16 protein-coding genes are annotated in these 13,755 nt (G+C 49.1%); 15 read left to right on the forward strand and 1 reads right to left on the reverse strand.

Annotated elements, in window-relative coordinates:
- Positions 1-12: 12 nt before the first annotated feature.
- The 8 genes from iscU to sseB all read left to right on the forward strand — a co-directional run bounded on the left by iscU (position 13) and on the right by sseB (position 5,899).
- Positions 13-399: a Fe-S cluster assembly scaffold IscU gene (iscU, locus tag HH682_RS05060; RefSeq protein WP_214236524.1), complete on the forward strand. Its 387-nt coding sequence runs from the start codon at positions 13-15 to the stop codon at positions 397-399.
- Positions 400-413: 14 nt separating this feature from the next.
- Complete coding sequence (gene iscA / locus HH682_RS05065) at positions 414-737, forward strand: iron-sulfur cluster assembly protein IscA (RefSeq protein WP_062812050.1); 324 nt, start codon at positions 414-416, stop codon at positions 735-737.
- Positions 738-816: 79 nt separating this feature from the next.
- Positions 817-1,332 carry a co-chaperone HscB gene (hscB, locus tag HH682_RS05070; RefSeq protein WP_214236525.1) on the forward strand — a complete coding sequence of 172 codons (516 nt, stop codon included), beginning with the start codon at positions 817-819 and terminating at the stop codon, positions 1,330-1,332.
- A 9-nt stretch (positions 1,333-1,341) separates the two neighbouring features.
- The gene (hscA, locus tag HH682_RS05075) at positions 1,342-3,192 is read left to right on the forward strand and encodes a Fe-S protein assembly chaperone HscA (RefSeq protein WP_214236526.1); all 1,851 of its coding nucleotides are present in this window, start codon (positions 1,342-1,344) and stop codon (positions 3,190-3,192) included.
- A 2-nt stretch (positions 3,193-3,194) separates the two neighbouring features.
- Positions 3,195-3,530 (forward strand): ISC system 2Fe-2S type ferredoxin, encoded by a 336-nt coding sequence (gene fdx, locus HH682_RS05080; RefSeq protein ID WP_214236527.1) that lies wholly within the window; start codon positions 3,195-3,197, stop codon positions 3,528-3,530.
- A gap of 58 nt (positions 3,531-3,588) precedes the next feature.
- Entirely contained in the window at positions 3,589-3,789 is a 201-nt protein-coding gene (iscX, locus tag HH682_RS05085; RefSeq protein ID WP_214236528.1) for a Fe-S cluster assembly protein IscX, read from the forward strand.
- Between the two features lie 15 nt (positions 3,790-3,804).
- Complete coding sequence (gene pepB, locus HH682_RS05090; protein WP_214236529.1) at positions 3,805-5,088, forward strand: aminopeptidase PepB; 1,284 nt, start codon at positions 3,805-3,807, stop codon at positions 5,086-5,088.
- A gap of 43 nt (positions 5,089-5,131) precedes the next feature.
- Positions 5,132-5,899 (forward strand): enhanced serine sensitivity protein SseB, encoded by a 768-nt coding sequence (sseB, locus tag HH682_RS05095; protein ID WP_214236530.1) that lies wholly within the window; start codon positions 5,132-5,134, stop codon positions 5,897-5,899.
- 30 nt (positions 5,900-5,929) lie between these two features.
- On the opposite strand, the gene sseA is transcribed toward sseB, so the two are convergent.
- Positions 5,930-6,772 (reverse strand): 3-mercaptopyruvate sulfurtransferase, encoded by an 843-nt coding sequence (gene sseA, locus HH682_RS05100; RefSeq protein WP_214236531.1) that lies wholly within the window; start codon positions 6,770-6,772, stop codon positions 5,930-5,932.
- Positions 6,773-7,045: 273 nt separating this feature from the next.
- On the opposite strand from sseA, the gene ndk reads away from it, so the two are divergent.
- The 7 genes from ndk (at position 7,046) to HH682_RS05135 (ending at position 13,740) form a co-directional block, all read left to right on the forward strand.
- Entirely contained in the window at positions 7,046-7,477 is a 432-nt protein-coding gene (ndk, locus tag HH682_RS05105) for a nucleoside-diphosphate kinase (RefSeq protein WP_214236532.1), read from the forward strand.
- Positions 7,478-7,625: 148 nt separating this feature from the next.
- On the forward strand, positions 7,626-8,795 hold the full coding sequence (gene rlmN, locus HH682_RS05110; protein ID WP_214236533.1) for a dual-specificity RNA methyltransferase RlmN: 1,170 nt from the start codon (positions 7,626-7,628) through the stop codon (positions 8,793-8,795).
- Between the two features lie 79 nt (positions 8,796-8,874).
- Positions 8,875-9,303, forward strand: coding sequence for a tetratricopeptide repeat protein (locus tag HH682_RS05115; protein WP_214236534.1), 429 nt, complete (start codon positions 8,875-8,877; stop codon positions 9,301-9,303).
- A gap of 269 nt (positions 9,304-9,572) precedes the next feature.
- Complete coding sequence (rodZ, locus tag HH682_RS05120) at positions 9,573-10,586, forward strand: cytoskeleton protein RodZ (RefSeq protein ID WP_214236535.1); 1,014 nt, start codon at positions 9,573-9,575, stop codon at positions 10,584-10,586.
- A gap of 31 nt (positions 10,587-10,617) precedes the next feature.
- A complete protein-coding gene (gene ispG / locus HH682_RS05125) occupies positions 10,618-11,739 on the forward strand; it encodes a flavodoxin-dependent (E)-4-hydroxy-3-methylbut-2-enyl-diphosphate synthase (protein ID WP_214236536.1) in 1,122 nt (373 codons plus the stop codon).
- A 58-nt stretch (positions 11,740-11,797) separates the two neighbouring features.
- On the forward strand, positions 11,798-13,078 hold the full coding sequence (gene hisS / locus HH682_RS05130; RefSeq protein WP_214236537.1) for a histidine--tRNA ligase: 1,281 nt from the start codon (positions 11,798-11,800) through the stop codon (positions 13,076-13,078).
- 38 nt (positions 13,079-13,116) lie between these two features.
- The gene (locus tag HH682_RS05135; RefSeq protein WP_214236538.1) at positions 13,117-13,740 is read left to right on the forward strand and encodes a YfgM family protein; all 624 of its coding nucleotides are present in this window, start codon (positions 13,117-13,119) and stop codon (positions 13,738-13,740) included.
- Positions 13,741-13,755 lie beyond the last annotated feature (15 nt).

Below are 13,755 nucleotides of genomic sequence, written 5' to 3' on the forward strand. Positions count from 1 at the left end.
GGAGAAAATATCATGGCTTACAGCGAAAAAGTAATCGATCACTACGAAAATCCACGTAACGTGGGTTCATTTGATAACGCCGATCCAAGCGTCGGTAGCGGTATGGTTGGCGCACCCGCTTGTGGTGACGTGATGAAACTGCAAATCAAAGTTAGCGAAAGCGGTATTATCGAAGATGCGCGTTTTAAAACTTATGGTTGTGGTTCAGCAATTGCCTCAAGCTCGCTGATCACCGAGTGGGTAAAAGGCAAATCGTTAGACGAAGCGCAAAGCATCTCTAATATGCAAATTGCTGAAGAACTTGAACTTCCGCCAGTGAAGATCCACTGTTCGATTCTGGCTGAAGATGCTATCAAAGCGGCTATCGATGACTACAAGAGCAAGAAAACCGCTAAGTAAGTTAGGGAGTTATCATGTCAATTTCCCTGAGTGATTCAGCGGCAGCTCGTGTGAGCGCCTTCTTAACAAACCGCGGGCAGGGCGTTGGCCTTCGCCTGGCGGTACGCACCTCAGGGTGCTCAGGCATGGCTTACGTTCTAGAGTTTGTCGATGAATTACAGCCTGACGATCTTGTTTTCGAAGATAAAGGCGTTAAAGTGATTGTTGATGGAAAAAGCTTAGTTTACCTGGATGGTACGGAACTCGATTTCGTCAAAGAAGGCCTAAACGAAGGCTTTAAATTTAACAATCCCAATGTCAAAGATGAATGCGGTTGTGGCGAAAGCTTTAACGTATAACTTTGATGTCATACACTGATTTAACTCATCGCCCCAGCTCGCTGGGGCGATGAGTTTGTCTTACGCGAACTGATAGCTTATGAACTTTTTTACGCTGTTTGACCTGCCAGAAAGCTTCACGCTCGATACTTCATCATTAGCCGAGCGGTATCAAGCTTTGCAACGTCGTTATCACCCTGATAATTTTGCCACCCAGCCTGAAGCGGAACGCTTGCAGGCACTCACCTATGCGGCAAATATTAACCAAGGTTATCAAGCTTTACGCAAGCCGTTACCTCGTGCTGAATATATCCTCTCATTGCATGGTTATGACATCAATAACGAACAACATACTCTGCACGATACCGAGTTTCTGATGGCGCAACTGACGCTAAGAGAAACGCTGGAAGAAATCGAACAGCAACAGGATGGTGAGGCATTAACGCGTTATTTGAGCGATATCAAACAGCAGCATAAAACGTTAATGAGCCTTGTCGCGCAGCAACTTGCCGAGCAACTGTGGCAGCAAGCCGCCGATACAGTGCGTAAACTCCGTTTCTTCTCCAGACTTGCCGAGCATGCCGAGGCACTGGAAGAGAAATGGCTCGATTTTTAAGGACAAACGATGGCGTTACTTCAAATCAGCGAACCTGGCCTGAGCTCAGTTCCGCACCAGCGTCGTTTAGCCGCTGGTATCGACTTGGGGACCACTCACTCATTAGTTGCCACGGTACGTAGTGGGCAAACGACGACCTTGGTCGATGCACAAGGGCGTGATCTGCTGCCGTCCGTCGTGCGTTATACCTCGGATGAGACTATCGTTGGTTGGCCGGCCCGTGAACAAGCGGTGACTGATCCGGCTCACACCTTCAGTTCTGTTAAACGTCTGCTCGGCCGCTCGCTGGCGGATGTCCAACAGCGTTATCCGCAACTGCCTTACCATTTCCATGCTAGCGAAAACGGTTTACCGCTGATGTCCACGCCGGTCGGGCAGGTTAACCCTATTTCCGTTTCTTCAGAGATCCTATCGACACTTGCTAAGCGAGCGGAAGAGACCTTGGGCGGCGAGCTGGAAGGCGTTGTGATCACCGTTCCGGCATACTTTGACGATGCACAACGTCAAGGTACTAAAGATGCGGCTCGCTTAGCCGGTCTGAAGGTATTACGTCTGTTGAATGAACCGACTGCCGCTGCCGTGGCATACGGCTTGGATTCTGGTCAAGAAGGCGTTATCGCCGTGTATGACTTAGGCGGTGGCACCTTTGATATCTCTATTCTGCGCTTAAGCCGTGGTGTATTTGAAGTGCTCGCAACCGGCGGCGACTCTGCGCTGGGGGGAGATGACTTCGATCAGCTGGTGGCGCAATGGATTCAACAACAAGCCGGTATCACGGATCTCTCTGACCGTCATTTACTGCGCGAAGTGTTAGATGTCGCGACACAGGCTAAAATTGACTTAAGCAGTGCGTCTGAAACGCAGATCACGGTCGGTGACTGGACAGGTGAATTAACCCGCGAGCAGTTCGAGCAGCTGATTGCGCCGTTAATCAAGCGTACCTTAATCGCATGCCGGCGTACGGTGAAAGATGCGGGTATCGAAGAAGATGAGATCGCGCAAGTGGTAATGGTCGGTGGATCAACCCGCGTTCCGGCAGTGCGTGAACGTGTGGGCGAGTTCTTTTCTCGTGAGCCATTAACCTCAATCGATCCCGATAAAGTGGTCGCGCTCGGTGCGGCGGTCCAAGCGGATATTCTTGTCGGAAACAAACCGGATAGCGAAATGCTGCTGCTGGATGTTATCCCGCTTTCGCTTGGTCTAGAAACTATGGGCGGCTTAGCCGAAAAAGTTATTCCGCGCAATACCACTATCCCCGTTGCGCGTGCGCAAGAGTTCACCACCTTTAAAGATGGTCAAACGGCAATGAGTATCCACGTGCTACAAGGCGAACGCGAATTGGTGGAAGATTGCCGCTCGTTAGCACGCTTTGCTTTACGAGGTATCCCGGCGATGCCTGCGGGTGGCGCACATATCCGTGTGACTTTCCAAGTTGATGCCGATGGATTACTCAGCGTCAGTGCGATGGAAAAATCCACGGGCGTGGAAGCATCCATTCAAGTGAAGCCCTCCTATGGGCTGACCGAAAATGAGATTGCGAGTATGCTTACCGACTCGATGACGCATGCTCGGGATGATATTTCAGCCCGTAAACTGGCTGAACAAAAAGTCGATGGCTTACGCGTGCTAGAAAGTTTAGACGGTGCGTTAGCAGAAGATGCCGCACTGCTCAGTGAAGAAGAACAGCAAGCAATTTCGTTAGCGCAAAAGGTCTTACGCGAGGCTATCGCAGGCTCTGAAGCGCAACCTATTGCTGAAGCAATAAAACAACTCGATCAAGTAACCCAGAATTTCGCCGCGCAACGGATGGATAAGTCTATTCGTCGAGCGTTGACCGGACATTCTGTGGATGAGGTTTAATTATGCCAAAAGTAGTGATTTTACCCCACGCCGATTTATTACCGGATGGCGGTGTTTATGATGCGACCCCTGGAGAAACTATCCTTGATGTCGCTTTACGGAATGGGATTGATGTCGAGCATGCCTGCGAAAAATCCTGTGCCTGTACCACTTGCCACTGCGTGGTACGTGAAGGTTTTGACTCCTTAGTAGAGAGTACCGAGCTTGAAGACGACATGCTGGATAAAGCATGGGGACTAGAGCCAGAAAGCCGGTTAAGTTGCCAAGCACGGGTGACCGACGAAGACCTCACCGTCGAATTCCCACGCTATACCGTGAACCACGCACGGGAACACTAATTTATTCCTTATCGGGCCAGACTTATCCTCTGGCCCGATTGCTATGGAGAAAATAAGTATGTCGATAAAATGGACAGATAGTCGCGAGATCGGTGAAGCCTTATACGATCTCTATCCGCAGATGGATCCCAAAACGGTACGATTTACTGATCTGCATGCCTGGATCTGTGAATTAGAGGGCTTTGATGATAACCCTAACGCATCAAACGAAAAGATCTTAGAAGCCATTTTGTTAGTCTGGATTGACGAATACGAATAATTTTAGGAGTCAGTGATGACCACAGCCATGCATTTACACTTAAGTCAGCAACCCGCAGCAGAGTGCTGGGGTGCGAAGGCCTTAATGAGCCCCCATGCTGAAGGAATGAAGATTCATCTCGGTGATGCAGAGAAAAATAGCGCCATTCAGCGCGCGGCACGTAAGCTTGATCAACAATCGATTCGCCAAGTCGTGCTGGCTGGCGAGGGGTGGGATCTTGAAGCCTGTTGGGCTTTCTGGCAAGGATTTCGCTCACCAAAAGGGCAACGCGACGTTACTTGGCCAACGCTCTCTGAAGCAGATCGCACCGAGCTTGATCATCGCTTAACCATTATTGATTGGGTACGAGATACCATCAATAAACCAGCTGAAGATCTTGGCCCTCAAGACTTAGCGCGCTCAGTGGTCGATCTACTTAATGGGATTGCGCCGGATGCCGTGACTTATCGTATTCTTAAGGGTGACGAGTTACGTGAACAGGGCTACCTAGGATTGCATACTGTAGGGCGTGCCTCAAGCCGCTCACCGGCGCTATTAACCCTGGATTACAATCCAAGTGGTGATGATGCTGCACCGGTTTTTGCCTGCTTAGTGGGGAAAGGGATTACGTTTGATACCGGTGGTTATAGCCTTAAACCGAGCACGCCGATGGACTCGATGAAATCAGATATGGGCGGCGCGGCAACCTTGACTGGTGCGTTAGCACTCGCGATTGCTCGCGGCTTGAATAAGCGTGTGAAGCTTATTCTGTGTTGTGCGGATAATATGGTGAACGGTAATGCGATGCGTCTTGGCGATATCATCCATTATCGTAATGGTAAATCGGTTGAGGTGATGAACACTGATGCGGAAGGCCGTTTAGTGTTAGCGGACGGATTGATCGATGCCAGCGCACAACAGCCTGAATTATTAATTGATGCGGCAACGTTGACTGGCGCGGCTAAAATGGCATTGGGTAATGATTATCATGCTTTATTCAGTTTTGACGATATTGCCGCGCAATCTCTCCTTCACAGCGCAGACATAGAAGGCGAGAGCTTCTGGCGTTTGCCACTCGCGGAGTTCCACCGTCAGCACCTACCTTCAAACTTTGCTGATCTGAATAATATTGCAAGTCCAGCGCATACCGCTGGAGCGAGCAGTGCAGCAGCCTTTTTATCTTGGTTTGTGGCTGAGTATAAAAAAGGATGGCTACATATCGACTGTTCAGCGACCTACCGTAAGTCAGCGGTTGATCAGTGGTCAGCGGGGGCGACTGGGATTGGTGTGCGTACCTTAGCAAACCTATTATTAAAATAATCTGCGGGGCAGGCGCGTAGCCTGCTGATTGCGAGAGCACATTATGCCAGTTGAATTGGAAAAACTGTTGGAGCAGGCGGCGACAGAGCCAGCGTTTCGGCCTGCTTTTTTTCAGGTATTACTGGACGCTGATGTCTGGGTTTTAGGCCGCAGCGTTGAACAACACTTGACTGCCGAGTCGGGCGTCGAATTGACGCATTGGGAGAAAGCGGATGGCCAGAGCGTCATTCCTTTTTTTACCTCAGAACAGGTCCTTAATGAGGTCTGCGAGTCTGGGGAACCTTGGGTTAAACTTCCTGTAAAAACCTTATTTGAGCTGACACGGGGAGAGAATCTATTCCTCAATCCTAAACGGAGCACAGGTAAAGAATTTTCCGCCAGCGAGATTGCGGCCTTACTAGACAATCGCGGCGATGCGCTTTCTGAACAGCGCGTCATTGAAGGCGGAGAAACATTGCTGGTCTCGGCGATCGATGAACCGCCTGCGCAGCTCGTCAGCTCGCTTACTACACTCTTTGCCGGGCTTAAGCCGGTGCGTCGTGCTTTTCTCGCTGAAATCCGTGAAGGGGAAGGGCTACCGACCAATTTACTGCTAGGGATTGAAGCGGATGAAGGGATTGATGCGATTATCCAGCAAGCGGGTCAGGTCGCAGTAGACACGTTACCGGATGATGCGTTGATCGACCTGTGTGAAGTCACTGCCCAGCCTTCGGGTGTGAGTCACTTTTTTACTGCGCATATTACGCCATTCTACGAACGCCGTTGGGGCAGTTTTCTGCGTGATTTTAAAGGCAGTCAACGGATCTTATAATAAAACCGGGCTTGCCCGGTTTTTGCCTCGCTAGGGTCTAACGGGTAAATCATCGCGACTTCCCCACTCTCCCCATGAACCATCGTAAAGACTCACATGTGGCTGCCCGAGTTGGTACAGGGCCAGCAGCAATACCACGGCGGTAACACCTGAACCACAGGTCACGACGGCAGGTTGAGTGATATCGACCCCCGCCTCTTCAAATAGGGCTTGTAGGCTCTCATTATTTTTGAGACGTCCATTACTTACCAATTGATCCCAGGGAAGATTAAGACTGTTAGGGATATGCCCACGACGTAGCCTTGGGCGCGGTTCATCGGCTTCGGCGTTAAAGCGAGGGGCAGAACGCGCATCAATAATTTGAGTGCCGCCCTCATGACTCAGTACTAACATTTTAGTAAGAGGAACCACGGCATCTTCAGTCACTTGGGCCTCAAATTGCGTCGTGGACAGGGAGACTTCGCCGGTCGCTAGAGGTAAGTTTGCCTGTTGCCAAGCTTGTAAGCCGCCAGCCAATATCGACACATTCTCGACACCGAAGTGGCGTAACATCCACCATGCCCGGGGCGCAGAAAAGAGGTTTCCTTCATCATAAACGATAAGGTGTTTTTCATGATCGACCCCTAGCTCCCGCATCGCCACCGCAAAGTGATCCGCGCGAGGCAACATATGGGGATAGGGACTTTGGTGATCAGAGAGATGTTCGATATTAAAGAATACTGCCTCAGGGAGATGGCCGGCACGGTATTCGCTCCGAACGTCACGAATCCGTTCTTGGCCCGGCGGTAGCAAGCGGGCATCTACTATCTGAACCCCGCTATCGTCGAGGTGGTCAGCCAGCCATTGCGGCGTGACAAAAACAGTATGACTCATAGTCTCTCCACTCCTAAAAACGTCAAGATGAATAGAGTGACAAAGCCCGCTCAATTTGTCACGGAGCTTTTTAGTCTGCTTAACGTTAAACGCTGAATACTGTGATAAGCCGCGAAGGAAGAAGAAAATCGGTGCAAAATGATAAAAAATAATGGATTAACCTAGGCAACGACGCGTTTGCCACCTATAATCGGCGCCGTTTCTCACTATCGTCGTGAGTCCAACGTGACAGAACGGCGATAGGGTATTTTGCAAGCTCAGACTGAGGTCACTATGACAATCGAACGTACTTTTTCTATCATTAAGCCAAACGCCGTTGCTAAAAATGTAATTGGTGCAATCTACAACCGTTTTGAAAGCGCTGGCTTCAAAATCGTGGGCGCTAAAATGCTGCAACTGACTAAAGAGCAAGCAGAAGGCTTCTACGCTGAGCATAAAGGCCGTCCATTCTTTGATGGTCTGGTTGAGTTCATGACTTCTGGTCCAGTAGTTGTTTCTGTACTAGAAGGCGAAAACGCTATCCAACGTCATCGTGATCTGATGGGTGCAACTAACCCAGATAACGCATTAGCAGGAACTCTGCGTGCTGATTACGCTGATAGCTTCACCGAAAATGCAACTCACGGTTCTGATTCTGTTGAGTCTGCTGCACGTGAAATTGCTTACTTTTTCTCTGCTGAAGAAGTGTGTGCACGTACTCGTTAATTTTTTAACTAGCCGCACACAGTACATTCGCATCTGTTAGCAGATGATGTACAATACGCACCCCCTTGCACTGTGAGGGGGTGCGTTTTTTTAAATTTTCAATTCCTGTTACGAGCCATAACGTGTAACAACGAGGCCAGAGATTATTATGTCAGACTCTATCACTACCCCAGAAATTTTCGCGCCAGCATCTTCGCCTGTTAACGCTACCAAGGTCAATTTACTCGACCTGAATCGCACAGAAATGCGTAAATTTGTCGCCTCCTTAGGCGAAAAACCCTTCCGCGCAGATCAGATTATGAAGTGGATTTACCACTACTGCTGTGACGATTTTGAGCAAATGACAGACATCAACAAAAAATTTCGTCAAAAGCTCAGTGATATGGCGGAGATCCGCGCACCCGAAGTTGCCGAAGAGATGCGTTCTTCCGATGGCACCATCAAGTGGGCGATACGAGTCGGCGACCAATTGGTTGAGACGGTTTATATTCCAGAGAAAGACCGTGCCACTCTGTGTGTCTCTTCGCAAGTTGGCTGCGCCTTGGAATGTAAGTTCTGCTCGACTGCGCAACAGGGATTTAACCGCAACTTAAAAGTCTCAGAAATTATCGGTCAGGTATGGCGTGCGGCGAAAATAATCGGTGCAGCGAAAGTGACAGGGCAGCGTCCAATCACTAACGTGGTAATGATGGGGATGGGTGAACCCTTACTTAACCTGACTCACGTCGTACCGGCGATGGAAATCATGCTCGACGATTTCGGGTTTGGTTTATCAAAGCGTCGCGTCACGCTATCGACATCCGGCGTGGTCCCTGCCTTAGATAAGCTGGGTGATATGATTGATGTGGCTTTAGCCATCTCACTGCATGCTTCCAATGATAAAGTGCGTGACGAAATCGTGCCGATCAATAAGAAGTATAACATTGAAGCTTTCTTGGCCGCGGTGAAACGTTACATTGGTAAGTCCAATGCCAACCAAGGTCGGGTAACCATTGAGTACGTGATGCTAGACCACGTCAATGACAGCACCGATGATGCCCATGAATTAGCGGAATTACTGAAAGATACGCCATGTAAAATTAACTTAATCCCATGGAACCCCTTCCCAGGAGCGCCCTATGGACGGAGTTCAAACAGCCGTATCGACCGTTTTTCAAAAGTGTTGATGGATTATGGCTTTACCACCATTGTGCGTAAGACGCGTGGCGACGATATCGATGCGGCGTGTGGCCAGTTAGCCGGTGATGTTATCGATCGGACTAAGCGTACCTTACGTAAAAAAATGGCAGGTGAACAAATTTCTGTGAAAGCCCTCTAGTCATCAGCGAAAGGGTAAGGCTTCGCTTCTTCTATTCTGTCATCCTTAAACTTTGGTCAAGGGTGATAAGGGGAAGCGAATGGATAAATGGAAAGTGCTGGTGTTTACCATCCTTCTCGTAGGATGTCACCCTCATCCAGGGGTTGAACACAGCGTAGCGTTGCGCCTTTACCTTGGGGAACAGTATCTCCAACTTAATCAACTGAACCACGCAGCACGTAATTTTCGAAAAGTCACCGAGTTGCAACCGAAAAATGGTCAAGGGTGGTGGGGCTTAGCGCAGATAGCTGCTCAGCAAGGTGATACCTCAACCGCACTCTCCTATTATCAACGTGCTTTTCAGATGGCTCCAGAAAATACCCGGCTAAGTAATAATTACGGTGCTTTTCTTTGTACTTTAGGGCAGTATGATGAAGCTCGACGTATTGTTAAACGTGATGAAAAAACAATAGGTAATGAAAACAGTGGACCGGAAAACCGCTCTCGGTACCCCTGTTTACCTGATTAATCGCGTTATCGGCTGTATGAAGCCTGAAATACGGTCATAAGAATGAACGCTGTTGGGGAAAGGTTATGTGGGTAGCGCTAGAATAGGCCACCGTAGTTTTGCGACGCTATTCGTTAAACGCACTATTATTATACTGAGCCAACTGAACAGAATAATTTGAACCATGAATTTATCGCCGCGCAACGCCGTATTCGGACGCCAGCGTCAAAGCTCGATTACCGTTAGCGCGAACTTTTTATCCTCGATACAGTACTGACGTTATATTGCGAATGAATACTGAAGCCAATCAAGACACTATCAAAAAATCTACGGGCGAGCGTTTACGTAATGCCCGTGAAGCCAAAGGTATGACGCAACAAAATGTTGCCGATAGACTCTGCCTGAAGCTCTCTACTGTGCGAGATATCGAAGATGATAAAGCACCTGTCGAACTTGCTGCGACCTTTTTACGCGGATACATCCGCTCCTATGCACGCTTAGTGCAAATCCCAGAAGCAGAGCTACTGCCCGAAGCCACGCAACACGCGCCGATTCGCCCCGCGAAAATCACGCCAATGCAGAATTACTCGCTTAATAGCCGTCGCAGTAGAAAAAAACGTGATGGGCTACTAACGACGTTCACTTGGTTAATTATTTTTGTGGTGGTGGGACTTACTGTCGCGTGGTGGTGGCAAAATCATAAAGCCGCGCAAAGTGAACTGACAAATAGTGTGTCGACGCAAGATAACGAAGGAGCGGGAACTAGCCAGTCCATCCCGTTATCTACCGACCCTTCGTCGCAGCAAGCAACACAAAGCGAGTCTCAGCCAGTAGCGAACGATACGCAACCGGAGCCTGCTGCCCAGCCAGAGACAACACCGTCAGCGTCAACCGCGCCTGCTACCGATAATAATGCAGCGACGCCGGCAGCTTCATCAACCGCAACGTCGCCAGCCCAAACCCGGTCAGCAACCACTGCTCCGGCGGTTTCCACTTCACTTCCTGCTCAACCAGCTTCGCAAGCGGCTGATAACGCACAGTCAACTCAAACTCCCGCCAGCGCAGAGGCATTAACGCTGCAATTTACGGGTGATTGTTGGTTAGAAGTGAGTGATGCAAGCGGTAAAAAGCTTTTCAGTGGCTTACAACACAGTGGCGGTTCCTTAAATCTCACTGGTAAGCTTCCTTATCATTTAAAAATCGGCGCTCCTGCTTCCGTCTCGGTCCAGTTCCGTGGACAGCCAGTTGATTTAAGCCGTTTTGTTCATCGTAATCAGGTAGCACGTCTGAATGTTGGCGCGTAAGCGTCAGCGTTGAGGCAAGTGGAGAAAAGCTATGCATAACGAGGCTCCCATTAACCGTCGTAAATCTACACGTATCTATGTCGGTAAGGTGCCAATTGGCGATGGGGCTCCCATCGCTGTACAATCAATGACCAATACTCGTACTACCGATGTTGAAGCCACGGTCAATCAGATCAGAGCATTAGAGCGCGTCGGTGCAGATATCGTGCGTATTTCAGTTCCGACCATGGATGCAGCAGAAGCCTTTAAGCTCATTAAGCAACAAGTTAATGTGCCACTGGTGGCTGATATCCACTTCGATTACCGTATTGCCTTAAAAGTTGCCGAATATGGCGTAGATTGCTTACGGATTAATCCAGGAAATATCGGAAATAACGAGCGTATCCGCCAAGTGGTAGATTGCGCGCGAGACCATAATATTCCGATTCGGATCGGGGTTAATGCGGGATCGTTAGAAAAAGATCTGCAGGAAAAATACGGTGAGCCGACTCCTCAAGCTCTCGTTGAATCCGCTCTGCGCCATGTTGAACACTTGGATCGCCTCAACTTCGATCAATTCAAAGTCAGTGTCAAAGCCTCTGATGTGTTTCTGGCGGTAGAATCTTATCGTCTACTCGCCCAACAAATTAAACAACCGCTGCACTTAGGTATTACCGAAGCGGGCGGCGCGCGAGCAGGAGCAGTCAAATCTGCGATCGGTTTAGGACTTCTTCTTTCTGAAGGGATCGGAGATACTTTACGCGTCTCGTTAGCTGCCGATCCTATTGAAGAGATTAAAGTTGGTTTTGATATCTTAAAGTCACTGCGTGTTCGCTCACGTGGGATTAACTTTATTGCCTGCCCAACCTGTTCACGTCAAGAATTCGATGTAATTGGCACAGTCAATGCGTTGGAGCAGCGTTTGGAAGATATCATTACACCAATGGATGTTTCTATCATTGGTTGCGTGGTCAACGGCCCCGGCGAGGCAACAGTCTCGACGCTCGGCGTTACCGGCGGAAATAAAAAAAGTGGTTTCTACGAAGATGGTGTGCGTCAACGTGTTCGTTTAGATAACAACGATATGATTGACCAATTAGAAGCCCGTATCCGTGCAAAAGCCTCGATACTCGACGAAAATGCACGGATCGCGATCCAGCACCTTGATAATTAATAGTCTAACTGGGCAGCAATGCCCTGTTTTTTAGCATCTGAAATAAAGAGATTGTAACGTGGCGAAAAATATTCAAGCGATACGTGGTATGAACGATTACCTACCAGCTGACACGGCAGTATGGCAACGCATTGAACAGAGTCTGAAACAAGTCTTAGCAGGCTACGGCTTTAGTGAAATTCGTCTGCCGATCGTTGAACAGACGCCATTGTTCAAACGCGCCATTGGTGAAGTGACCGATGTGGTTGAAAAAGAGATGTACACCTTTGATGACCGTAATGGAGAAAGCTTAACTTTACGTCCTGAAGGGACCGCAGGTTGTGTACGTGCGGGAATCGAACATGGCTTGCTCTATAATCAAGAGCAACGTCTGTGGTATATGGGACCGATGTTCCGTTACGAGCGCCCGCAGAAAGGCCGTTACCGTCAATTCTTCCAGCTTGGGGCTGAAGTTTTTGGATTAACGGGTCCGGATATCGATGCTGAATTGATCATGATGACCGCGCGCTGGTGGAAAGTATTAGGTATTGCCGAGCATGTAGAGTTAGAGCTTAACTCAATCGGTTCCCTCGAAGCACGTGCTGCTTACCGTGAAGCGTTAGTTGCCTTCTTAGAACAACATAAAGACGCGTTAGATGAAGACTGTTTGCGTCGCATGTACAGCAACCCATTACGCGTGTTAGACAGTAAAAACCCAGACGTCCAAACACTGCTTAATGACGCGCCTCAATTGCATGACTATTTAGACGATGAATCTCGTGAACACTTCGCGGGCGTCTGTCAATTCTTAGATGACGCAGGCATTGCTTACCGTATCAATCAACGTTTAGTGCGTGGCTTAGACTACTACAACCGTACAGTCTTTGAATGGGTGACCAGTAGTCTTGGGGCTCAAGGTACCGTTTGTGCGGGCGGACGCTATGATGGATTAGTTGAACAGCTAGGTGGGCGTGCCACGCCAGCCGTAGGCTTTGCCATGGGGCTTGAACGTTTAGTCCTGTTAGTACAATCTGTCGTGCCAGACTTTGAACCAGTTAACAAAGTCGATGTCTACGTCATATCATCGGGACAGGGTGTGCAATCTGCAGCGATGCAACTTGCAGAAACGCTCCGTGATAGAGCGCCTAGCTTGAAAATAATGACTAACTTCGGTGGTGGTAACTTCAAAAAGCAATTTGCTCGAGCGGATAAAAATGGCGCGAAAGTGGCATTAGTGCTGGGTGAAGATGAAGTCCGTAACGGACAAGTGGTTGTTAAAAACTTGGCCCGTGGCGAACAGAAATTAGTCAGTTCTCAGGATGTACTGGCCGAATTACAGGCGGCGCTTCTCGCTGAGTAAGCGCGTAGCAGGTAGAGAGTGATACAGGAGTAGGATTGGTGGAAGTTTACAGCAACGACAATCAACGTGATCAGACTGAAGTCATTAAACAGTTTTTTGCAAATAATGGTAAGGCCCTTGCAGTGGGTGCAGTCATTGGGATTGCCGCATTAGTAGGTTGGCGTTTTTGGGTAAATCATCAACAAAATGATGCCCTGGCTTCATCGGACCGCTATCAGCAGCTTGTCTCAGCATTGAAGGCCGATAATCCAGCGTCAATTCAGGCGCTCGCCAGCTTCGTCGACCATGATAAAAGCAGTTACGGCGCTCTAGCGTCATTAACGCTAGCCAAAACCTATGTTGATAAGAGTGACCTGCAGAATGCTGCGAAAATCTTAGAGCAGGGACTGCAAGACTCTTCAGACCAAAGCCTTCAAGCGGTGATCCGTTTACGTCTTGCTCGGGTTCAGTCTGAGCTAAAAAACCCTGACGCAGCATTGAAAACCTTAGAGGCTGTGAAAGGGGATAAGTGGACCGGTATTGCCGCGGACATTCGTGGCGACATCCTACTCAATAAAGGCGATAAGCAGGGCGCAGCCGCTGCCTGGCGTCAAGGGATAAAATCAGAGGTATCGCCTGCGGTGAAGCAGATGATGCAAACTAAATTGAATAATTTTAGCTAAGCCAGTGAGAGAGCG

Origin of the sequence: Rosenbergiella gaditana (assembly GCF_018494065.1) — a bacterium.
Lineage (GTDB): Bacteria > Pseudomonadota > Gammaproteobacteria > Enterobacterales > Enterobacteriaceae > Rosenbergiella > Rosenbergiella gaditana.